This window comes from Streptomyces atratus (assembly GCF_900119365.1).
GTDB lineage: Bacteria > Actinomycetota > Actinomycetes > Streptomycetales > Streptomycetaceae > Streptomyces > Streptomyces atratus_B.
Genome location: NZ_FPJO01000015.1, coordinates 145659 through 168627, shown reverse-complemented (window position 1 = coordinate 168627; position 22969 = coordinate 145659). Strand labels below are relative to the sequence as shown.

General features: G+C 69.6%; 18 protein-coding genes. 14 read left to right on the top strand and 4 right to left on the bottom strand.

The features are described 5' to 3' along the window. Positions 1–21: 21 nt before the first annotated feature. The 4 genes from BT364_RS24075 (at position 22) to cimA (ending at position 4953) form a co-directional block, all read left to right on the top strand. The gene (locus tag BT364_RS24075) at positions 22–1023 is read left to right on the top strand and encodes an agmatine deiminase family protein (protein ID WP_072487336.1); all 1002 of its coding nucleotides are present in this window, start codon (positions 22–24) and stop codon (positions 1021–1023) included. A 3-nt stretch (positions 1024–1026) separates the two neighbouring features. Further along, complete coding sequence (locus BT364_RS24070; protein WP_072487313.1) at positions 1027–1632, top strand: TetR/AcrR family transcriptional regulator; 606 nt, start codon at positions 1027–1029, stop codon at positions 1630–1632. Between the two features lie 98 nt (positions 1633–1730). Continuing rightward, complete coding sequence (locus tag BT364_RS24065; RefSeq protein ID WP_072487312.1) at positions 1731–3065, top strand: MFS transporter; 1335 nt, start codon at positions 1731–1733, stop codon at positions 3063–3065. Positions 3066–3345: 280 nt separating this feature from the next. After that, positions 3346–4953, top strand: coding sequence for a citramalate synthase (cimA, locus tag BT364_RS24055; protein ID WP_072487311.1), 1608 nt, complete (start codon positions 3346–3348; stop codon positions 4951–4953). A gap of 151 nt (positions 4954–5104) precedes the next feature. Here cimA and BT364_RS39305 read toward each other — a convergent pair whose 3' ends face one another. Then, positions 5105–6148, bottom strand: coding sequence for a hypothetical protein (locus BT364_RS39305; RefSeq protein ID WP_143166534.1), 1044 nt, complete (start codon positions 6146–6148; stop codon positions 5105–5107). Positions 6149–6314: 166 nt separating this feature from the next. Between BT364_RS39305 and BT364_RS24045 the strand changes: the two genes are divergently transcribed. Then, positions 6315–7358 (top strand): phosphotransferase, encoded by a 1044-nt coding sequence (locus BT364_RS24045; RefSeq protein WP_079179604.1) that lies wholly within the window; start codon positions 6315–6317, stop codon positions 7356–7358. Here the strand turns inward: BT364_RS24045 and BT364_RS24040 are convergent. From BT364_RS24040 to BT364_RS24030, 3 genes are all read right to left on the bottom strand, one after another. Continuing rightward, positions 7345–7680 carry a glycosyltransferase gene (locus tag BT364_RS24040; protein WP_079179603.1) on the bottom strand — a complete coding sequence of 112 codons (336 nt, stop codon included), beginning with the start codon at positions 7678–7680 and terminating at the stop codon, positions 7345–7347. The two genes, BT364_RS24045 and BT364_RS24040, sit on opposite strands and share 14 nt — an antisense overlap. A gap of 76 nt (positions 7681–7756) precedes the next feature. Next, a complete protein-coding gene (locus BT364_RS24035) occupies positions 7757–8959 on the bottom strand; it encodes a helix-turn-helix domain-containing protein (protein ID WP_072487334.1) in 1203 nt (400 codons plus the stop codon). A gap of 102 nt (positions 8960–9061) precedes the next feature. Beyond that, positions 9062–9730 (bottom strand): HAD-IA family hydrolase, encoded by a 669-nt coding sequence (locus BT364_RS24030; protein ID WP_072487309.1) that lies wholly within the window; start codon positions 9728–9730, stop codon positions 9062–9064. 638 nt (positions 9731–10368) lie between these two features. Here BT364_RS24030 and BT364_RS24025 point away from each other — a divergent pair. From BT364_RS24025 to BT364_RS23985, 9 genes are all read left to right on the top strand, one after another. After that, positions 10369–11343 carry a LacI family DNA-binding transcriptional regulator gene (locus BT364_RS24025; protein ID WP_072487308.1) on the top strand — a complete coding sequence of 325 codons (975 nt, stop codon included), beginning with the start codon at positions 10369–10371 and terminating at the stop codon, positions 11341–11343. 74 nt (positions 11344–11417) lie between these two features. Then, entirely contained in the window at positions 11418–13091 is a 1674-nt protein-coding gene (locus BT364_RS24020) for an ABC transporter substrate-binding protein (RefSeq protein ID WP_072487307.1), read from the top strand. A 30-nt stretch (positions 13092–13121) separates the two neighbouring features. Next, a complete protein-coding gene (locus tag BT364_RS24015; RefSeq protein ID WP_072487306.1) occupies positions 13122–14180 on the top strand; it encodes an ABC transporter ATP-binding protein in 1059 nt (352 codons plus the stop codon). Next, a complete protein-coding gene (locus BT364_RS24010) occupies positions 14177–15157 on the top strand; it encodes an ABC transporter permease (protein ID WP_072487305.1) in 981 nt (326 codons plus the stop codon). The genes BT364_RS24015 and BT364_RS24010 overlap by 4 nt, the downstream gene beginning before the upstream one ends. Positions 15158–15160: 3 nt before the next feature. Next, a complete protein-coding gene (locus BT364_RS24005; RefSeq protein ID WP_072487304.1) occupies positions 15161–16168 on the top strand; it encodes an ABC transporter permease in 1008 nt (335 codons plus the stop codon). Then, complete coding sequence (locus tag BT364_RS24000; protein WP_072487303.1) at positions 16165–17181, top strand: ABC transporter ATP-binding protein; 1017 nt, start codon at positions 16165–16167, stop codon at positions 17179–17181. The genes BT364_RS24005 and BT364_RS24000 overlap by 4 nt, the downstream gene beginning before the upstream one ends. A 27-nt stretch (positions 17182–17208) precedes the next feature. Further along, positions 17209–18657, top strand: a complete 1449-nt coding sequence (locus BT364_RS23995) for a GH1 family beta-glucosidase (RefSeq protein ID WP_072487302.1) — start codon at positions 17209–17211, stop codon at positions 18655–18657. 54 nt (positions 18658–18711) lie between these two features. Continuing rightward, positions 18712–20079, top strand: a complete 1368-nt coding sequence (locus BT364_RS23990) for a hypothetical protein (RefSeq protein WP_072487301.1) — start codon at positions 18712–18714, stop codon at positions 20077–20079. Positions 20080–20243: 164 nt separating this feature from the next. Further along, positions 20244–22919, top strand: a complete 2676-nt coding sequence (locus tag BT364_RS23985; RefSeq protein WP_079179602.1) for a SpoIIE family protein phosphatase — start codon at positions 20244–20246, stop codon at positions 22917–22919. Positions 22920–22969 lie beyond the last annotated feature (50 nt).

Genomic DNA, 22969 nt, shown 5'->3' with positions numbered 1-22969 from the left:
GGACCCGCAGTGACCTTCCGCATGCCGCCCGAGTGGGCCCCGCACGAACGCACCTGGATGGCCTGGCCGGGCCCCAACCCCACCTTCGACACCGACGCCGAACTGGACGAGGCCCGCGCCGCCTGGGCCACCGTCGCCCGCGCCGTGCGCCGCTTCGAACCCGTCACGATGGTGGTGGGCCCCGGCCAGGAGGACGGCGCCCGCGCGCTCCTCGGCCCGGACGTCGAGCTCGCCGTCCGCCCCCTCGACGACGCCTGGATGCGGGACATCGGCCCCACCTTCGTCACCGACGGCCGGCGACTGGCCGCCGTCGACTGGACGTTCAACGGCTGGGGCGCCCAGGGCTGGGCCCGCTGGGAGAACGACCAGCACATCGCCCGCTCCGTCGCCGAGCTCGCCGCCGTACCCGTGCAGAGCTCCCGGCTGGTCAACGAGGGCGGCGCCATCCACGTGGACGGCGAGGGCACCGTACTGCTCACCGAGACCGTCCAGCTCGGCAAGGAGCGCAACCCCGACTGGACCCGCGAGCAGGTCGAGTCCGAGATCCACGCCCGGCTCGGCACCGAGAAGGCCATCTGGCTGCCGCGAGGACTGGCCGGTGACTACGGCACGTACGGCACCCTCGGCCATGTCGACATCGTCGCCGCCTTCGCCCGCCCCGGCACCGTCGTCGCCCACGTCCAGCCGGACCCGGCCCACCCCGACCACGAGATCACCCGCGAGACCGTGCGCATCCTGCGCGCCGCCACCGACGCCAGGGGCCGCTCCCTGAACGTCGTGGAGGTCCCGGCACCCACCGTGCTGAAGGCGGACGGGGAGTGGGTCGACTACTCCTACATCAACCACTACCTCTGCAACGGCGGCGTGGTTCTCTGCGCCTTCGACGACCCGCGCGACAAGGAAGCGGCGGAGATCTTCGGCGAGCTGTTCCCCGACCGTACGGTGACCCTCGTCGATGCCCGTACGATCTTTGCCGGCGGTGGAGGCATCCACTGCATCACACAGCAGCAGCCGAAGGTCTGAACCGTGCCCCCCGCGCCACGCCGTCGCAACACCGCCCCGCCCCGTGAGGAACTGCTGGCCGCCGCCATGGCCACCATCGCCGAACGGGGGCTCGACGGCCTCACCATGGCCGGACTCGGCCGCGAGGTCCAGATGAGCAGCGGACACCTCCTCTACTACTTCCGCACCAAGGACGAGCTGCTGCTCCAGACCCTGGAGTGGAGCGAGGGACGGCTCGGCGCGGAGCGGCGCGCCCTGCTCTCGGGGCCGGCGACGGCCCGCGAACGGCTCGACGGGTACATCGACCTGTACCTCCCCGACGGCCACCGCGATCCGCACTGGACGCTCTGGCTGGAGGTGTGGAACCGCTCGCAGAACGCGGACGACGACGCGCGCGCCCGCCAGGCCGCCATCGAGGCCGCCTGGCACCGCGACCTGGTGGACCTGCTGGAGCGGGGCGCGTCGGCAGGGGAGTTCCGCCCGGTCGACGCCGAGCGGTTCGCGACCCGGCTGCGCGCCCTGCTCGACGGCTTCAGCGTCCATGTCGCGGTCGGCCTCCCCGGCACCGGCCGTTCCCAAGTGATCGCGCAGGTAAGGGAGTTCATCGCGGAATCGCTCGCCGTCCGGTAGCGGCCGCCGGGCCGTGAACGAAACGCACGTAAGTACGCAGGATCGTTGCGCACGGCGCCCTTGTTCCGGTCCGCGCTGTTCGGGCACGGTGACGGACCATGGGACGAGAGCAGTGGAAGAAAATCTGGGTCGGCTCGGCGGGCAACATGGTCGAGTGGTTCGACTGGTTCGTGTACGCGACCTTCGCGGTCTACTTCGCGGATTCGTTCTTCCCCGAAGGCAATGAGACCGCCAATCTCATGAACACCATGGGCATCTTCGCCGTCGGTTTCTTCATGCGGCCGGTCGGCGGCTGGCTGCTCGGCCGGATCGGCGACCGCAGGGGCCGCAAGGCCGCGCTCACCCTCACCGTCACGCTGATGTCGGCCTCCGCGATCCTCATCGCCGCCGCGCCGACGTACGGCGTCGCGGGGTACGGCGGTGTCGCCGTCCTGCTGGTGGCCCGGCTGCTCCAGGGCCTGTCCGTCGGCGGCGAGTACGCCGCCAGCGCCACGTACCTCACCGAGGCGTCCGCACCCCACCGGCGCGGCTTCGCCTCCAGCTTCCAGTACGTGTCCATGACCGCGGGGCAGCTGATCGGCCTCGGCCTCCAGATCGTGCTGCAGCGCAACATGTCCGAGGCGGCCCTGCACAGCTGGGGCTGGCGCATCCCGTTCATCGTCGGTGCGCTCGGCGCCGCGATCGTCTTCTACCTGCGCCGCTCGATGCTGGAGACCGAGGTGTACGCGGAGTCCGGCGCCGCCGAGCAGGAGGACCGCGGCACGCTGAAGGCGCTGTGGCAGCACAGGCGCGAGGCGTTCCTGGTGATGGCGCTGACCATGGGCGGGACCGTCGCGTACTACACGTACACGACCTACCTCTCGAAGTTCCTCTCCAAGAGCGCCGGCATGGACAAGCCCACCGCCTCGCTCGTCAGCTTCTGCGCCCTGTTCGTCTTCATGTGCATCCAGCCGCTGGCCGGCCTGCTCTCCGACCGGATCGGCCGCCGCCCGCTGCTGATCACCTTCGCCGTCGGCTCCACCTTCCTGACCGTGCCGATCATGACGATGCTCAAGCACGCCGGCACGTTCTGGCCCGCCTTCGGCCTGGCTCTGCTCGCCCTGGTCGTCGTCACCGGCTACACCTCGATCAACGCCTGCGTGAAGGCGGAGCTCTTCCCGACCGGCATCCGCGCCCTGGGCGTCGCCCTCCCGTACGCCATCGCCAACGCGATCTTCGGCGGCACCGCCGAATATGTGGCGCTCTGGTTCAAGAAGGCGGGCATCGAGTCCGGCTTCTACTGGTACGTGGCCGGCTGCGCGGCGGTCTCCCTGGTCGTCTACCTGACCATGCGCGAGACCCGCGACATCGACCTGGGCCGGGTCGGCGCCAAGGACGCGGACCGGGGCAGCACGGAGCCGTCCGGAGCGACCAGCGTCACGCCCGCATCCTGAGACGGGGCGGGGCGCGGAGGCGGCCCTGTGCAAGACTGCTTCCGTGCCCTCGTCCGTCATGATTATTGGCAGCAGGCGCGCCGGTCCGCAGTGACCGTCCCGCACCACCATGTGCGGCACGGCCACCGTGCCCCAGACCCGCGCGCAGACCTCTCGCACCCGCGAGGGGTTTTTTCGTTTTCCGGCCCTCACCTCGGCCGGGGCGAGACGCGCACGGGATGATGGGGGCAAGTGGAGCCAGATCGTCCGGATCCGCTCATCCGACAGGAGTCAGACCAGCATGACCACCAAGGCCAAGGCCACTGACGACAGTTTCCATGTCTTCGACACCACACTGCGCGACGGGGCCCAGCGTGAAGGCATCAACCTGACGGTCGCGGACAAGCTGACCATCGCCCGGCACCTGGACAACTTCGGCGTGGGCTTCATCGAGGGCGGCTGGCCCGGCGCCAACCCCCGCGACACCGAGTTCTTCGCCCGCGCACAGCAGGAGATCGAGTTCAAGAACGCCGAGCTGGTCGCCTTCGGCGCGACCCGCCGGGCCGGTGGCAAGGCCGCTGAGGACCCCCAGGTCAGGGCGCTGCTGGCGTCCGGCGCCCCGGTGATCACACTGGTCGCCAAGTCCCACGACCGCCATGTGGAACTCGCGCTGCGCACCACCCTCGAAGAGAACCTGGAGATGGTCGTCGACACCGTCTCCTACCTCCGTGAGCAGGGCCGCCGGGTCTTCGTCGACTGCGAGCACTTCTTCGACGGCTACCGCGCCAACCCCGAGTACGCCAAGGCCGTCGTACGCGCCGCCTCCGAGGCCGGCGCCGATGTCGTCATCCTCTGCGACACCAACGGCGGCATGCTCCCCGCCCAGGTCCAGGCCGTGGTCTCCACGGTGCTCGCCGACACCGGCGCCCGTCTCGGCATCCACGCCCAGGACGACACCGGCTGCGCGGTCGCCAACACCCTCGCCGCCGTCGACGCGGGCGCCACCCACGTCCAGTGCACCGCCAACGGCTACGGCGAGCGGGTCGGCAACGCCAACCTCTTCCCCGTCGTCGCCGCCCTGGAACTCAAGTACGGCAAGGCCGTCCTGCCCGAGGGCGCGCTCGCCGACATGACCCGCGTCTCGCACGCCATCGCCGAGGTCGTCAACCTGACCCCCTCCACCCACCAGCCCTATGTGGGTGTTTCCGCCTTCGCCCACAAGGCCGGACTGCACGCCTCCGCGATCAAGGTCGACCCCGACCTCTACCAGCACATCGACCCCGCCCTGGTCGGCAACACCATGCGGATGCTGGTCTCCGACATGGCGGGCCGCGCCTCCATCGAGCTCAAGGGCAAGGAGCTCGGCATCGACCTCGGCGGCGACCGCGAGCTCGTCGGCCGCGTCGTCGAGCGGGTCAAGGAGCGCGAGCTCAAGGGCTACACGTACGAGGCCGCCGACGCCTCCTTCGAGCTGCTGCTGCGCGCCGAGGCCGAGGGCCGCCTCCGCCGCTACTTCCGCACCGAGTCCTGGCGCGCCATCGTCGAGGACCGCCCCGACGGCACGCACGCCAACGAGGCGACCGTGAAGCTCTGGGCCAAGGGCGAACGCATCGTCGCCACCGCCGAGGGCAACGGCCCGGTCAACGCCCTCGACCGGGCGCTGCGGGTCGCCCTGGAACGGATCTACCCGCAGCTCGCCAAGCTGGAGCTGATCGACTACAAGGTCCGCATCCTGGAAGGCCGCACCGGCACCGAGTCCACCACCCGAGTCCTCATCACCACGGGCGACGGCGCCGGCGACTGGGCCACGGTCGGCGTGGCGGAGAACGTCATCGCCGCGTCCTGGCAGGCCCTGGAGGACGCGTACACCTACGGGCTGCTGCGGGCGGGGATCGAGCCTACGGAGTAGGCCTCGCGGGGGCGGGCCCACGGCACGGTTGCTGTGGGCCCGTCGGAGTGGTCGTACCGTTGTCGTGGACACCGCTTCCGGGTGAACGCAGCCTGCCGCTGGATGGCGGAGATTCACGTTCTGGTGGAGCCGCTGTTGATCCGGGCAACGGCTATCGACGGCGTAGCTCTACGATCGCCCGCGCTCCGTACACGAGGATCAGCACTGCCACGGCAGAGCCGGCGATGACGTATCCCTCGATTGCCTGCGGAAGGTCGAGTGAGGCGGTGAAGAACACGGTGCCGACTGTCAGGACGACTGCCAGCGCGGCGCGTAACGCAGACCGGAGTCGTGACTTTGCGGGGTTGACCGAGGAAAGGTCTTCGACGAGTAGCTCGCCGACTCGCCCGTCGGTATAGCGCTCGGCGATGGTCAGCCACATGGTCGCCAACTCGCGGAGTGCCGGGTTCGGTTCGCGAAAGAGCCCTTCTTCGGCTTCCTGGACCCGGCCCAGTACCCGGGCGGCGTGGTCGCGCAGGACAGCGCCGTGGTGAGAGAAGGGGCGCGAGAAGGCCCGGTGACGGCTGGCTCGCTGGATCGCTCTTTTCGCGGATGCTGATGATCTCGGTATACCGGCGATGGCATGAACTCGTTCCTCACCGGCGGCTTGGTCTGCTTTGGCGCAGGAGTTGATTACCTGAGCCATTTGTAACACGGCGAGAGCGGTGTTGAAAGGAAGAAATGCAAGCTCCAAGCCCGGCGTAATGTGCGATATCGCGGCGCCGCCGAGCCCCCTGGCCATGATGAAGAGACCCACAACTATGGCCACCAAATATCCAATTGCCACGGCGATAGCGCCGCCGAAAAAGGGGAGGGAGAGGCCTGCTCGGATCGGCTCGGTCTGCTCCACTGCCTTGGCGATTCCGTCCCAGGGAGGTGGGTTGAAGTCCTTGGCGAAACCGACCAAGCTCCGGCTGAAGCCCCAAGCCAGAGCAAAAAACAACCCGCTCCAGAGCCACATGGCGATGAGGGAAAGCGTGGAGAGTAGAGCTGTAACCCATTGACTTCTGGCAGTCTTGCGCAATGCGGCTTCTACGGCTTCGGGTATCGGTTGACTCAAGCTGAAGTGATCCATTGATTCGCGTAATTCGGAGATAACTTTCCCTTCTCTGGCCTGGCGTCGCGTGGTTGCCCATGTGCGGACGTAGTCAATCATGATGCGCGTCTTCTCCCTGCTTAGCTCTGTTCCTGCGGGTGCTGTTGGCTGGCTCACTTTCCCGTGAGTGAAATCTTGGCACTGCCTGTCAGTGACTGATTCATGCAAGGGCAGGGCATCCGGTTTCGACCTTGCAAGGCCGAGCCGATGTCGTATCGTCTCCTGCGTGATTGATGCGACCGTGGCCGGCAGGACCGTGATTCCAGGCAACATCCTCACCGAGCTGACTGATGCTTTCGGCCTCGGGAAGGTGGAGGGGCTTCATTACCTTCCCGAGGGGCTGATGAATGCGAACTGGAGACTGGCTACTCCTGACGCGACGTTCGCCCTCAAGAGGGTCACCGACGTGCCACGCGGCCGGCTGAGCCGCAATCTGGGCATGCTCGGTTCGTTGGCTGCCGATGGTGCCCCGGTGAGTGCGCCCGTCGCCACGGCCTCTGGTGCGCTGGTTGCCGAGGTCGACGGCGGTGTCTGGTGTCTGTTTCCGTGGATGACCGGTACCCACCTACGAGGCGTCGAACTCAGCATCTCCCAGGTCTCGTCGCTGGGTGCGCACCTGGGACGCCTGCACGAGGGTCTGAAGCGGGCCTGCGATCAAGGCCTGTTGCCGATGGCGCCCGAGACGATCACTGCCGATGTCACGACGCCCGAGCGGGCCGTGCAGAAGTCCGAGCGACTGTCTGCGGAGGTCCGTGCCAACGGCGCAGGCAGTTCGTTCGACGAGGCGGCGATGGCCTCTCTTGAACATCGTCGCGCGTTGATCGCCAAGCACGCCGACCGCAGGCCGCAGGACACGACCCCTGTCGGCAGTTGTGGGTGGACGCACGGTGATGTCCAGTACCGGAATCTGTTGTGGGAGGGCGGGGAGCTCGTCGCCGTTCTGGACTGGGATCGGGTCGGTGTTCGTCCTTACGCAGAGGAAGTCGCGCGGACGGCACAGGTGCAGTTCGGGGTGGACGGTGTGTTCGATCTGGCGCGGGTGTCCGCGTTCGTCCGTGGCTACCGGTCCGTGGTGCCGCTGGGATTGTCAGCGCTGGCGGATGGTGTGCGGCGGCTGTGGTGGAAGCGGATGACGGACTTCTGGCAGCTGGAGTTCCACTACGACCGTGGTGACTTCTCCTTCGATGAGCTATTCACTGCGGACGAGGCCCTGCTGCACTGGTGGACCGACCGTCTCGGTCAGGTCGAGGATGCCTTCACCGAGGGATGAGCCCCAACGCTTCGAGGTCGGGCAGACGCGGCCGGGCGAACCCGGCTGCGTACCGGTGGGCCTGCTCCCCGAGGGTGTTCAGGTCGGCGGTGCGGACGGCGTCCGCCCAAGCCTGGACTCCGGCCGAGTGGGGCAGGACGACTCCACCGGCGCCGATGGCCTCAGGAATGCCGCCCCGGTTGGTGCCGATGCTCGGCGTCCCGTGCAGGGCTGCTTCGACGATCACCCGGGGGAAGGCATCCTCCACCGCGGACGGCACCAGCAGGAGTCGGTGGCTGCGGTAGAGGGGGCTCACGTCGTAGACCCTCGGCACGTAGGTCACGTTGGGGTAGGCGGCGAATTGGTCGACGGTGTTCCACCAACCTTCGCCGTCTCGCGGCTGCCACGGGTCGTGGCAGTCAGCTGGCGCCGAGGGGTACTCCTGCGGCGTGGGCGAGTCCGCGCAGGCGGCTGACGGATACGCCGGCGAGGCGGGAAATGATCACCCCGGGCAGCATCTGATGCTGCACCCACCCGGGCGCCATGGCACAGACGTCTTCGAGGGTGCTGGCGGCCCGCTCCCACCGACGGCATGACACATGGGTCAGGGCGACATCGAGGCCGTATCGGGCCCGGGTGGCCAGGGGGACGGTGTCGTCCAGCTTGACTGTGTCCATGAGCTGCAGTGCCCCCGAAGTGTCGCCGAGGGCAACGGCGATGCTCATGGCTTGCGTGGCGGCGTAGAGGGGGCCGTAGGGCTGGGAATGCCGTCCACGGGCGTGTTCGGTGCCGAGACGGGCCCCGACGGCATGGGCCTGGGACAGGTACTCGCGGGCAGCCTCCGGCGAGGAACCGCCGCGAGACGCGGCCACAGCAGCGTTGATGACGAGCTGCCCGTACACCGAAAGCCGATCGGGGTCGTGCTCCGACATCTTCGGCTCGATCCGGTCAGCCTGCGCGGCAGCCAGCGAGAACCCCTGCGCGGTCCGCCCATCACGGAGGTTGACCCATGCTGTGGTGGCAGCGAGATGGGCGTCACGCAGATCGTCACCTGCTTGCACAGCGATCTGGCGGCCGTAGGTGAGTGCTGCGTACGCGAGGTCGCGTGAGCCCCAGATGTTTGCGGCCATTCCGGCGGTCTGAAAGGCATCGACCAGAACGCCGGCCGCGGCCTCCTTCTCGTGGGTGTCCGAGGTGTCGTAACGTACGCGTGCCTCGGGTAACAGCGCGCCGAGCAACGCGCCCAGCTCGGCGTACCGCCCCGCCCAGTAGGCCGCATCGGCACGCTGGACGACGGCCCGTAGCTCGTCGACCGTGCCCGGCTCGGTTTCGACAGGGATACCGATGGCGGCGTCGTGGGTCGCGGCGGAAAGAGTGCGCAGGGCCGCCCGTTCGTCACGGTTCATGGAGCGGCGGGGCGCCTGCTGCCCATAGAGCACGGCGATGTCGGTGCCGAGGGCGGTAGCGATGGACAACAAAGAGGGGAGGGAAGCAGTGCCGCCGCGCTCCAGCTTTCGGACAACGCCGACAGATACGTCGGCGGCCTCGGCCAACTGCTCCTGTGTCATGCCGTTGCGGAGAGCTTTGAGCCGTTCCGCGGTGGTGTACTCCGACCATTGCATGAGAGCCACTTCCCCTTCTGGTCCGCCAGGGGTGGACCGTACCGATTTCCGGTGCAATGCCGACACCCCTTGCGGACGAAGGAGTTGGCGATGCAGCTGAGGTCAGCCTCGTACGGATACGGCAGCAGTCACCCCGAGCAGGCACTCCAACTCGGCGACTGTGTCGTCCTCGTCCATTGCGAGGACCGTGGCGATACCGAAGGCCTCGGCGGGCGGAAGGTTCACCGGATGGTCGTCGACGAACACGCATGCCTCTCCGGGGAGGTCGAGGCGGTCAAGCGTTAGCTGGTAGATGGCCGGGTCCGGCTTCGCCAGGCCGACCGCTTCCGAGATGACGTGCACGTCGAACAGATCCCAGATGCCGACATGCTCATACGGGTTGAACGGATCCAGACCGAAGCTGTTCGACAGGAGGGCCAGCCGGTATCCCGCTTCCTTGGCAGCACGTGCGAGTGCCGCCATGCGCTGTGCCGCTGGCACCTTCGACCAGGCACGGCCCATCAAGTTCGTCGGATCGATGCCCGCGCCGAGCAAGGCGGCCGTTTTCGCGTTCCACTCGGCCTGTCCGAGCTGTCCGATCTCCAGTGCTGAGTACAGGCGTCGCCCGTCAGGGGAGTCGTTGAGGGTGGCACCCCACGCTTCCGGGTGAAGCCCTTCGGATTCGGCCCATGAACGGTGCGTTGGGTCCGGATCAGCGGTAAGTACTCCGGCGAAGTCCAGGATGAGCCCACGCAGGGCTTGGCGATCGGCGGTACCAGCGGGCTTCTGCATGGCTGCGTGCTTCCTCTCCATCGACCTTGTCGAACGACGCTACCGCGCTGAGACTGCGAGGAATTTCTCCTGGTTCCAGTGAAGTTCGCGATTGGCTTGGCCAGGACGCCCGTAGTCCGGCAGTGGGGAGTTGGGTTGCTGACAGAGCAGCCCGATACCGCCGCCGTACGCTGCCTGAGTCGCACCGCCTCAGTCGTTGACCGGGAGCCCGCATGAGTGATCAGCCCAGCCCGTAGTCCGGGAAGGTGCGAGAGCCCCACGCCCTCACGGCCGGTGACGGAGTCGACGGCTTCCGTTGGGAGGAAGCGCCGGAGCTGCTTGGTGCCAAGCCGTCCGGCCCGGCCTGATCAGCGCCGTCGAGCTTGCGGCCGGGGCCGGGAGGGAAGTGCTGCCGCGCAGCCGCGAGGGGAGGGTGTGCGTTCAGAGGGTGAACACGCAACTTGCCCTGTCTGCAGGGGAGATGGGTCGGAAGGTGGAGTGCGGGATGGGTACGGACCAATGTCGGCGTGAAGTATTGACGGCACTGTTCCGGCGGGGTTAACTCACGCCGCAACGCCGGTACCGGTTCCGGAACCGGTTGCGGTACCGGTCGCACCATCCGGTTCGACGCCCTGTCATGCCTTGCCCCGGAGGCCCCGATGCGTGTCACCATCGCCGATGTCGCCCGCGAGGCCGGCGTCAGCAAGACGACCGTGTCACGGGTCATCAACACCAAGGGTGAGGTGGACGGTTCCACTGCCGCCCGCGTTCGTGAAGTGATCGCACAGCTCGGCTACGTACCCAGCTCGGGTGCCGTCGGACTGGCCCGCGGCAGCAGCCGTACGGTCGCCATGCTGGTGCCCTCGCTCACCTGGCCGTGGATGGGCGAGGTGCTCCAGGGTGTCGTGGACACCGTCGAGGCCGCTGATTACGGGCTGCTGCTCTTCACCTGCAATCGCGGCGCCGAGTCCGTACGGCGCTTCACCGGCCAGGTGTCGGCGCGCGCCTTCGACGGGCTCCTGGTCGTCGAGCCCGAGAACACCCTCGACCATCTCACCGCGCTGCACCGCGACGGTCTGCCGATCGTGCTGATCGACGACCGCGGCCACCACCCCGAGTTCCCCTCCGTCGTGACCACCAATCGCGAAGGAGGGGCGTCCGCCGCCCGTCATCTGCTGGCCGCCGGGCGCAGCAGACCCCTGGTCGTCACGGGCCCCCGGCACTTCGGCTGCGTACGCGACCGGCTGGACGGATTCCGCACGGTCCTGCCCACCGATCTCGTCGTCCACGGGGACTTCACCGAACGCAGCGGCCGGCTGGCCGTGGAACAACTCCTCGCCTCCGGCGCACAGTTCGACTCGGTCTTCGCGCACAACGACATCAGCGCGGCGGGCGTGCTGCGGGCTCTGCGGGCGGCCGGGCGGTCGGTGCCGGACGACATCGCCGTGATCGGCTTCGACGACATCCCGATGGCCCAGCACACCGCACCGCCCCTGACCACCGTGCGTCAGCCCACCCGGCGGATGGGGGAGACGGCCGCACGGCTGCTGCTCTCCCGCCTCGGCGGCACGCCCGCACCCGACGCACCGGTCGTACTGCCCACCGAACTGGTCGTGCGCCACTCGGCGCCGTAGCGGTCCGGCCGAAACCCCGGCCGCCTGCCCCTCCTCACCCCCAGAGCCTCCCGAACCTCCCTCCTGGAGTCGCCATGTCCGCACGATGTCACGCCACCTTGAGAGCGCTCTCGATCGCCACCGCGGCGGTCCTGCTCGCCGCCGGTTGCTCGTCCGCCAACTCGGGTGCCAACAAAGGGGGCGGCGCCTCTGGCGTGCTGAACCTGGGCAAGCCGGACGGGCCGCAGACCGACAACAGCAACCCGTTCCTCAGCACCTCGGCGGGCGCCACGCTCGGCTACCGCTTCATGATCTACGAGCCCCTCGCCATGACGAACCAGATCCGGCCCGCGGACAAGGCCGCCCCGTGGCTGGCGACCGACTGGAAGTGGGAGTCCAACTTCACCGAGGTCACTTTCACTCTCGACCCCAAGGCCAAGTGGGCCGACGGCAAGCCGCTGACCGCCGACGACGTCGCGTACACCTTCGAGCTCCTGAAGAAGCACCCGGCGCTGAACGGCAACGGCATCCCGTTCGACGGGATCGCGGTGCGGGGCAAGCAGGTCGAGCTGACCTTCAAGGAGTCCCAGTACGTCAACCAGAACAAGATCATCCAGCAGTTCATCGTGCCCAAGCACATCTGGCAGGGCGTCAAGAACCCCGAGACCTGGCCCAACCGCACACCCGTCGGCTCGGGCCCGTACAAGCTGAAGACGTTCACCCCGCAGACCACCACGCTGACCGCCACGCCCAGCTACTGGAAGGGCCGGACCGAGGTCAAGGAGCTGCGTTACACCGCGTACAACGACAACAGCGCGGCGACCACGGCACTGGCGAACGGCAAGGTCGAGTGGTCGTTCGTCTTCATGCCCAACTACAAGCAGCTGTTCATCGCCAAGGACCCGAAGAACCACAAGCTGTGGTTCCCCTCCGGGCTCGGCGTCCACGGACTCTGGTTCAACACCGCCCGCAAGCCCTTCGACAACCCGGCGCTGCGCAGGGCCATGGCGATGGTCGTCGACCGAAAGGCGATCTACACCCAGGCCGAGGCCACCCTCTACCCGGAGATCACCAACCCGACCGGAATCCCGCTGCCCGCCGGTGAGTCCTTCCTCGCCCCCGAGTACAAGAGCGCCACCACCGCACCCGACGTGGCGGGCGCCAAGAAGGTGCTCGCCGAGGCCGGGTTCGAGCTCAGCGGCGGCGTACTGAAGGACCCGGACGGCAAGCCGGTGAAGCTCACCCTCACCGACCCGGCCGGCTGGAACGACTACATCACCGGTCTCGCCATCATCAAGGACAACATCAAGCAGCTCGGCATCGAGGCCAAGGTCAAGACGCAGACGGCGGAGGCCTGGGGCGCGGACGTCGCCAACGGCAACTTCGACGCCACCCTGCACTGGACCAACAGTGGCGCCACCCCGTACGACATGTACCAGAACATCATGGACGGCGCGCTGCTCCAGCCCGTCGGCAAGGCGTCCCAGCTCGGCAACTTCGGCCGCTTCAAGAACGACGAGGCCACCGAGGCGCTCAAGGACTTCGCGGGCGCCACCGAGGACTCCGCCCGCACCGCGGCCATGAACACCCTCCAGAAGATCATGGTCGAGCAGGCGCCGATGATCCCGACGGCCGCCGCCCCCATCGGAGCCGAGTACTCCACGAAGAACTGGGTGGGCTGGCCCAGCGAGGCCGATCCGTACGCCCCGCCGCAGCACACCCAGCCGTCCGCACTCCAGATCGTGCTGAAGCTCGAACCCGCCAAGTAGAGCCAGGGACACGGGACACAGGGAACGGCCATGTCGAATCAGCCCGCACCGAACCACGTCGTGCTCGAAGCACGCTCCGTCACCAAGCACTTCCCCGTACGCCGCACCGGACGCGACCTCGTCACGGGCAGACGCCGTACCGTCCACGCCGTCGACGACGTCTCGCTGGAACTGCGGCGCGGCACCGTCACGGCGCTGGTGGGGGAGTCGGGCTCCGGGAAGTCCACCGTCGCCGGACTGCTCGCCCGGCTCCATCCGCTCACCGCCGGTGAGATCCGGCTGGACGGCGCGCCCGTGAAGGCCGGAGGGGGCCGGTCCTTCCGCGCCTACGTACGCCGGGTCCAGCTCATCTTCCAGGACCCGTTCGCCTCGCTGAACCCGGTGCACACCGTGCGCTACCACCTCACCCGGGCCCTGCGGATCCACGGCCGGGCGGGCAGCGGCGAGGCGGAGCTGGAGGAGAACCTGACCGCGCTGCTCGACCGGGTCCAGCTGACCCCCGCGCACCAGTACCTGGACCGGTTCCCGCACGAGCTGTCGGGCGGACAGCGCCAACGCGTGGCCATCGCCCGCGCACTCGGCGCCGATCCCCAGGTGCTGCTCGCCGACGAGCCCGTCTCGATGCTGGACGTGTCTATCCGGCTCGGCGTGCTCAACCTGCTGAAGGACCTCAAGGACCGGCTGAGCCTGGCGGTCCTCTACATCACCCACGACATCGCGTCGGCCCGCTACTTCGCGGACACGACGCTGGTGATGTACGCGGGCCGGATCGTCGAGGGCGGGGAGAGCGAGACCGTCACCCAGCACCCCGCCCACCCCTACACCCAGCTCCTCATCGCCTCGGCGCCCGACCCGGACCGGGTGGTCGCCGAGGCGGAGCAGGAGGAGACCGGCAGCGGCGAACCGCCCTCGCTGATCGCCCCGCCCCCGGGCTGCCGCTTCCACCCCCGCTGCCCGAAGGCCATGGCGCGCTGCCGCACCGAGGCGCCGCCCCGCTTCGACCTCGAAGGCGGCCAGTGGGCGGCCTGCTGGCTGTACGCGGACGGCGGGGAAGCCCGCCACGAGCCCCGGAAGGAAAGCGCGGCGTGAAATACCTGCTGCAACGGCTCGCCTTCTACCTGGTCACCGCCTGGGCGGCCATCACCATCAACTTCCTGATCCCGCGCATGATGCCGGGCGACCCGGTCCAGGCGCTGCTCGCCCGCTTCCAGGGCCGGCTCGACACCGGCGCCGTCGACTCGCTCAAGGCGCTCTTCGGCCTCGACGAGCAGCAGTCGCTCTGGCAGCAGTACACCGACTACTGGTCGCATCTGCTCGACGGCGACCTCGGGCTCTCCTTCACCTTCTTCCCGACGCCGGTCAGCGAGGTGATCGCCCAGTCGTTGCCGTGGACGCTCGCGCTCGTGGGCATCACCACACTGATCAGCTTCCTGCTCGGCACCGGCATCGGAGTCTTCACCGGCTGGCGGCGCGGCTCCTGGATGGACAGCCTGCTGCCCGTCACCACCTTCATCTCGGCCATCCCGTACTTCTGGCTGGGGCTCATCGCCATCGCCCTGTTCGCCGTGAAGTGGCCGCTCTTCCCGGCCGCCGGGGGCTACGACAGCTCGCTCGTGCCCGCCTTCGACTGGCCGTTCGTCTCCAGCGCGCTCTACCACGGGGCGCTGCCGGGCCTCACCATCGTGCTCAGCGCCGTGGCCGGCTGGATCCTCGGCATGCGGAACATGATGGTGACGGTGTCCTCGGAGGACTACGTCATGGTCGCCCAGGCCAAGGGGCTATCCGAGCGCCGGGTGATGTTCGGGTACGCGGCACGCAACGCGATCCTCCCCAACATCTCCGGCTTCGCCCTCTCACTCGGCTTCATCGTCGGCGGCACCCTGCTGGTGGAGATGGTCTTCTCCTACCCCGGCATCGGCTACCAGCTCTTCCAGGCCGTGGGCGCCAAGGACTACCCCCTGATGCAGGGCGTCTTCCTGATCATCACGCTCTCCGTCCTCGCGGCGAACCTCCTCGCCGACGTCCTCTACATGGTCCTCGACCCCCGTACCCGAAGGGAGGCCTAGGAAATGGCCACCACCGCCACCGAGGCCGCCGTGACCGGCCCGGCCGGGACCGACGATCCGGCCGGTACCCGGGCGCGCAGCAGACGCGGGATGCGCCTGCTGCGCGGCCGCAAGACCGTCATCGGCCTCGGGATCCTCGCCTTCTTCGTCGTGATCGCGGTCGTCGGACCGTGGATCGCCCCGTACGACCCCGACACCATGAGCGACCAACTGCTCCAGCCGCCCTCCGGTGCCCACTGGTTCGGCACCACACAGACCGGTCAGGACGTGCTCTCGCAGATCCTCGTCGGCACCCGGGGAGTCCTGGTCGTCGGCTTCGTCGCGGGGATACTCGCGACGGTCCTCTCCGTAGTGATCGGGGTCAGCGCCGGCTTCCTCGGCGGCACCGCCGACGAACTGCTCTCGCTGCTCTCCAACGTCTTCCTGGTCATCCCGGGGCTGCCGCTGATCATCATCATCGCCAGCTTCGTCTCCGACGCGGGCGACATCCTGATCGCCGCCGTCATCGCCCTCACCTCCTGGGCCTGGGGAGCGCGGGTGCTGCGCGCCCAGACGCTCTCGCTGCGCCGCCGGGACTACGTCGAGGCGGCCCGCGCCACCGGCGAATCGACCTGGCGGATCATCTTCTTCGAGGTGCTCCCCAATCTGACGGCCGTCATCGCCTCCGGCTTCGTCTCCACCGTGATCTTCGCGATCCTCTCCGAGATCACCCTCGCCTTCATCGGCGTCGCCGACATCTCCGACTGGAACTGGGGGACCGTCCTGTTCTGGGCGCAGTCCAACCAGGCCCTCGCCCAGGGCGCCTGGTGGTGGTTCGTCCCCGCCGGGCTCTGCATCGCCCTGCTCGGCATGTCGCTCGCCCTGATCAACTTCGGGATCGACGAGTTCGTCAACCCGCGCCTGCGCACGGAGACCGGCGCGTCCCGGAAGGTCCGGATGCGGGTCGGCTTCACCCCCGTGACGCGCGCATCCGCGGCACGCGGTACGGACGACAGGGAGACCGGCTCATGAGCGGCAACGAGGCCGTGCTCACCGTCCGCGGCCTGAACGTGGACTACGGCACCGGGGACGGCGCCGTGCACGCGCTGCGCGACGTCGACCTCACCCTGCACCGGGGCGAAGTCCTGGGCCTGGCGGGGGAGTCGGGCTGCGGCAAGTCCACGCTGGCGTACGCGGTGACCCGGCTGCTGCCGCCGCCGGGGGTGATCACCGGCGGCGAGGTCCACTACCACCGGCAAGGCGGCGGGGCGCTCGACCTGCTTGCCCTGTCGGCCGCCGAGCTGCGGGCCTTCCGCTGGCAGGAGCTGTCCATCGTGTTCCAGGGCGCGATGAACTCGCTCAACCCGGTGCACACCGTCCACAGCCAGCTCACCGACGTACTCCGGGCCCACCGCCCCGAGCTGAAGCGGCCCGAACGGACCGCCCGCGCCCGGGAGTTGCTGGAGCTCGTCGGCATCTCCGCCGACCGGCTCCCCGCCTACCCGCACCAGCTCTCCGGCGGGATGCGCCAGCGCGTGATGATCGCGATGGCGCTCGCGCTGGAGCCCGAGATCGTCATCATGGACGAGCCGACGACGGCCCTGGACGTCGTCATGCAGCGCCAGATCCTGCGCCAACTGGTCAGACTCCGCGAGGAGCTGGGCTTCTCGGTCGTCTTCATCACCCACGACATCTCGCTGCTGATCGAGTTCTCGGACCGGATCGCGATCATGTACGGCGGCCGGATCGTCGAGGAGGCGGCGGCCTCCTCGATCTACCGGGACCCCCGCCACCCCTACAGCGACGGGCTGCTGCACTCCTTCCCCGCCCTGCACGGCGCCCGCCGCGAACTCACCGGCATCCCCGGCTCGCCCCCGCACCTGTCCGCGATGCCGGCCGGCTGCGCCTTCCACCCCCGCTGCGGCCGGGCGCTCGACGTCTGCGCCACCCATGTCCCGGTGCTCGCCGCGCCCGACGACGCCGACCCCCGCACGGTCGCCTGCTGGCTCCATGGGCAGGCCCCAGCCATGACCTCCCGCTCGTAGCGACCCCACCCACACCACAGGAGCCCCATGAACACCACCGCCGCCACTGCCGAGAAGTACGCGCGCGCGATCACCGCCGCGGCCGTCCCCGGCCTGCCCCCCGGTTTCCGCTGGGGCGTCGCCACCGCCGCGTACCAGATCGAGGGCGCCGCCGCCGAGGACGGCCGGACCCCGTCCATCTGGGACACGTACTGCAGGGTGCCCGGCATGGTCGTCCGCGGCGAGAACGGCGACGTGGCCTGCGACCACTACCACCGGATGCCCGAGGACGTGCGGCTCATCGCGGACCTGGGCGTCGACACGTACCGGTTCTCGCTGTCCTGGCCGCGCATCCAGCCGGGCGGGCGCGGACCGGCCAACGCGAAGGGGCTGGACTTCTACAAGCGGCTGGTCGACGAGCTGGAGGCCAGGGACATCACCCCCTGGATCACCCTCTATCACTGGGACCTCCCGCAGGAGCTGGAGACCGGCGACATCAGCGGTTCCCCCGCGGGGGGCGGCTGGCCGGCCCGTGACACCGCCCACCGCTTCGCCGAGTACGCCGCGCTCGCCTACGACGCGCTCGGTGACCGGGTGAAGCACTGGACGACACTGAACGAGCCGTGGTGCTCGGCCATGCTCGGCTACGCGTACGGTAACCAGGCGCCCGGCCGGCAGGACTTCGGCGACGCGATCAGGGCCGTCCACCACCTGCTCCTGGGCCACGGCCTCGCCGCGCGGCACATCCGCGAGACGGCCGCCGCCCGGGGCCACGAACTCGAACTCGGCATCACGCTCAACCTCGGCACCGCCACCCCCGAGACCGACAGCCCCGAGGACGCCGAGGCCTGCCGCCGCGCCGACGGGATGGGCCGCCGCCTCTACCTGGACCCGCTGGTCAAGGGCGCCTACCCCGAGGACGTCGTCGCCGATCTCGCCCTGCGGAACGCCGAGCTCCCGGTCCGGGACGGCGACCTGGCCGTCATCTCCACCCCGATCGACGTCCTCGGCGTCAACTTCTACCGCGGCACCCTCTTCTCCGGCGTCACGGAGGAGGGCTCCCCGGCCGACGCCGAAGGACTGCCCGTCACCCGTGGGGTGGAGCGCGACCTGCCGCGTACCGCGATGGACTGGGAGATCACCCCCACCGCCCTCACCGACCTGCTGGTGGGTCTGGAGGAGGAGTACGGCGTCCCGACGGTCGTCACGGAGAACGGCGCCGCGTTCGAGGACACCGTCTCCGAGGACGGGCAGATCCACGACGCCGACCGCACCACCTATCTCGCCGACCACATCGCCGCCGTCGCCGCGGCCCGCGCCGCCGGGGCCGATGTCCGGGGCTACTTCGCCTGGTCGCTGATGGACAACTTCGAGTGGTCCTACGGCTATGACAAGCGGTTCGGCATCGTCCGCGTCGACTACGGCACACAGGAGCGGACGCTCAAGGACAGCGCCAAGTGGTACCGCGACACCATCCGGCTCACCAGGGGCCGGTGAGTACCGCGCGCGACGGCTGTCGCACGCGTCACCCATCCGGGTTAGCTTCGAAGTATGCGGAACAGGTTGTTCCCGACGATGCTGGCCGGCCTGCTGCTGATCCTGGCGGCGGCCGTCCTCGGCATGGCGCCCGGTGCGCCCGCCGCGACGGGGGCATCCACCGTCGACGACGTCGCGCAGGCCCTGCGCAAGGGGCCGGTGTACGTCGACCCGGCGGCGTCCGGCCAGCTCTCACCGGGCCAGGCCGCCGCCCTGACGAAGAAGATCAAGGACGCCGACAAGCCCGTGTTCGTGGCGGTGCTGCCCCGGACCTCCGCGTTCCCCGCCAAGACCCTGCTGGCGACCCTGCGCACCGACACCGGGATCACCGGCGTCTACGCGGTCCGCCTCGGTGACGGGTTCGACGCGGGCGCCGACCCCCAGGTGATGTCCACCCGGGCGGTCCACAACCTCACCGCAGCGGTGAAGACGCCCGGCGCGGACACCGACGCCGCGACGCAGCTGAACGCCTTCGTCGACCGGGCCGTCGAGCAGGCCCGGGGCAGCGCCCCCGCCTCCTGGGGCGGCTCGTCCGGGGGCGGCGGGTCCTCGTCCGCCGTCGGGCTGATCACGGCCGGCGTGGTCCTGGTGCTGGGCGGCGGCACGGCCTACGCGCTCGTCCGCCGTGGCCGCAGGCGCAAGGAGGCCGAGGAGCGGGCCGCACTCGACAGGCTCAGGGTCGTCGTGGACGAGGACATCACCGCGTACGGCGAGACCCTCGACCGGCTCGACTTCCACCCGGCCGAACCGGGCGCCGACGACAACATGCGCGCGGACTACGAGCGGGCCCTCGACTCCTACGAGAGCGCGAAGTCCCGGATGGAGCGGGCCCGGCACCCGTCCGACGTGCGCGGGGTCACCCGGGCCCTGGAGGACGGCCGCTTCTCCCTCGCCGTCCTGGAGGCCCGCCGCACCGGCGGCGAACTGCCGGCCCGCCGCCCGCCGTGCTTCTTCGACCCGCGCCACGGCCCCTCGGTCGCCGACGCCCGGTGGTCCCCGTCCGGTGGCACGGCCCGCGAGGTCCCGGTCTGCGCGGCGGACGAAGTCCGGCTGCGCGAGGGCGAGGAACCGCTGAGCCGCACCGTCGACACCGGCGACGGCCGCCGCCCTTACTGGGAGGCGGGCCCGGCGTACGGTCCGTGGGCGGGCGGCTACTTCGGCGGCGGTCTGCTCCCCGGGCTGCTCGTCGGCACAGTGCTCGGCTCCATGCTGTCGAGTCCGGCGTACGCGGCGGAGTACGGCGGCGGCGACTTCGGATCCGGCGGGGACTGGAGCGGCGGTGACTTCTCCGGGTCCGACTTCGACTCGTCGGGATTCGACGGCGGCGGCTTCGGAGGAGGCGACTTCGGGGGCGGCGGCGGATTCGACGGGGGCGGGTTCTGAACCGCTGACCAGCGACCTCTCGGGCAGGTGCGATTCATGCTAGACCTGAAGTTATGTCTGGTATCGGCCGATTCCGGGCGCGGCTGCGACGCTCCGTCCGGCGATCACATCGGCACGATGGAGGACGCACGGGCCAGGCGGCACCCGCGCCGTCCGGCCCGGACATGGCCGGCCGGCCCCCGAACCGCCCACTGCGTGCCCTGTTCAGCGTGCACACCGTGGCCGGCCAGGTCTTCGTCTTCGTCATCGGTCTCGTGCTGCTGCTCGTCGCGGCGGGGGCGGTGGCGCTGGTGGTGCAGGGGCGCCGGGACAGCATGGCCGAGGCGCGCGCCCACACCCTGAGCGTCGCCGAGACCTTCGCCCACTCGCCCGGGATCGTACCGGCGCTGGACAGCAAGAATCCCACCGCGATCCTGCAGCCGAGCGCCGAGGAGGTCCGCAGACGGACCCATGTCGAGTCCGTCGTCGTGGCGGGCCCCCAGGGCATCCGCTACACCCACCCCGACCCCGCGCTGATCGGCAAACGCCTCATCGGCCCCTACGAAGAGGCGCTGGCCGGGCACGGATTCACCCGGACCTTCACCGGAAGCCTGGGGCTGTCGGTCAACTCGGTCGTGCCCGTACCCCGGCCGGACGGCTCGATCGCCGGAGTGGTCTCGGTGGGGGTCACCGTCGAGTCGGTGAACAGCGTGGCGGACCGCTCCATCCCGCTCAGCGCGGGCGCCGCGGTGGTCGCCCTCGCGCTCACCACGGGCGGTGCGGCGCTCCTGAGCAGGCGGCTGAGCCGTCAGACCCATGGGCTCGGGGCCACCGAGATGACCAGGATGTACGAGCACCACGACGCGGTGCTGCACGCCGTCCGCGAGGGCGTCCTGATCGTCGGGGCCGACCGGCGGCTGACCCTGGCCAACGACGAGGCCCGCAGACTCCTCGACCTGCCGCCGGACGCCGAGGGCCGGGCCGTCGCGGAACTCGGACTGGACCCGGACACCGCGGACCTGCTGGTCTCCGGCTGTACCGTCACGGACGAGGTGCTGCGGGCCGGCAGCCGGCTGCTCGCCGTGAATCTCCGTCCGACCGACGCGCACGGCGGGCCGCCCAGCACGGTGGTGACCCTGCGGGACACCACCGAACTCCGCGCGGTCACGGGAAAGGCGGAATTCGCGACCGAACGGCTGCTGCTCCTGTACGAGGCCGGCGCCCGGATCGGCACCACGCTCGATGTGACCCGGACGGCCCAGGAGCTGGCGGACGTGGCGATCCCCGGCTTCGCCGACGCCGCGACGGTCGACCTCGCCGACCCCGTACGGCGCGGGGACGAACCGGTCGTGCCGGACGGCGGCACGCTGGAGATGCGCCGCACCGCCGTCGCGGCGGTCCGCGCGGACCATCCGCTGTATCCGGTCGGCCATGTGGTGGGCTTCGTCCCCACCAGGACCCGGGCCATGCGGGTGCACAGCGACGATGCCGATCTGAAGAGCGATTTCGAGAAGCTGGGCTGGCGGAACTGGGACTACGACGTGGCCGAGCGGATCAGGGTGCAGGGATTCCACTCGATCGTGTCGGTGCCGCTGCACACCCGCGGCACCGTCCTGGGCATGGCCAATTTCTGGCGTTCGGGCGATTCGGAACCCTTCGACGACGACGACGTGTCCTTCGCGGAGGAACTGGCGGCGCGGGCCGCGGTGGGTGTGGACAACGCCCGCCGCTACACGCGGGAGCACGCACTGGCCGTGACGCTGCAGCGCAGTCTGCTGCCCCGGGTCCTGCCCGAGCAGAACGCCCTGGAGGTCGCCCATCGCTATCTGCCGGCGTACGAGGGGGTCGGCGGCGACTGGTTCGATGTGATCCCGCTGCCCGGCGCCCGGGTGGCGCTCGTCGTCGGCGACGTGGTCGGACACGGGCTGCACGCCGCGGCCACCATGGGGCGGCTGCGCACCAGCGTCCACAACTTCTCCTCACTGGACCCCACGCCCGACGAACTCCTCGGGCATCTCGACGAACTGGTGGCCCGGATCGACCGGGACGAAGCCAAGGAGGGTGATCCCGAGATCGCCGGAGCCACCTGCCTGTACGCGATCTACGACGCGGTGTCCGGCAACTGCGCGGTGGCGCTGGCCGGCCACCCCGCGCCCGTGATGGTCCTTCCGGACGGCACCGTCGAGTGCCCCGCGGTCCCGACCGGACTTCCCCTCGGCATCGGCGGCATGCCCTTCGAGGCGGCCGAGTTCCACGTACCCGAGGGAAGCCGGCTGGTCCTCTACACGGACGGTCTCGTCGAGCGGCGCGGCCGGGACATCGACACCGGTCTCGGCCTGCTGCGCGACGCCCTGGCCGGCCGCGACCGGACGCCGGAGGAGACCTGCGACGACGTGCTCGCCGAGCTGTTGCCGGACCGGCCGGACGACGACGTCGCCCTGCTCGTGGCCCGCACTCGCACGCTCGATCCCGACCAGGTCGCGCAGTGGGCCGTGGCCACCGATCCGGCGGCCGTCGCCGGGGTGCGCAAGAACGTCGCCCAGTGGCTCACCGACCGGGGCCTGGAGGAGGAGGCGTTCGCCACCGAACTGATCCTGAGCGAACTGGTCACCAACGCGGTGCGCTACGGCACGGCACCCATCGGGGTACGCCTGCTCTACGACCGCAACCTGATCTGCGAAGTGTCCGACAGCAGCAGCACCTCACCGCATCTGCGCTACGCGGCGACGACGGACGAGGGCGGCCGGGGCCTGTTCCTCGTCGCCCAGTTCGCCGAACGCTGGGGCACCCGCTACACCGAGACGGGCAAGGTCATCTGGTCGGAGCAGACGGTCGGCGAACCGGAGGAGGACACCCTCTAGGGATGCGCTGTTTGCTGTTCCGGCAATCAAATTTGCCGAAACTTCGCTGT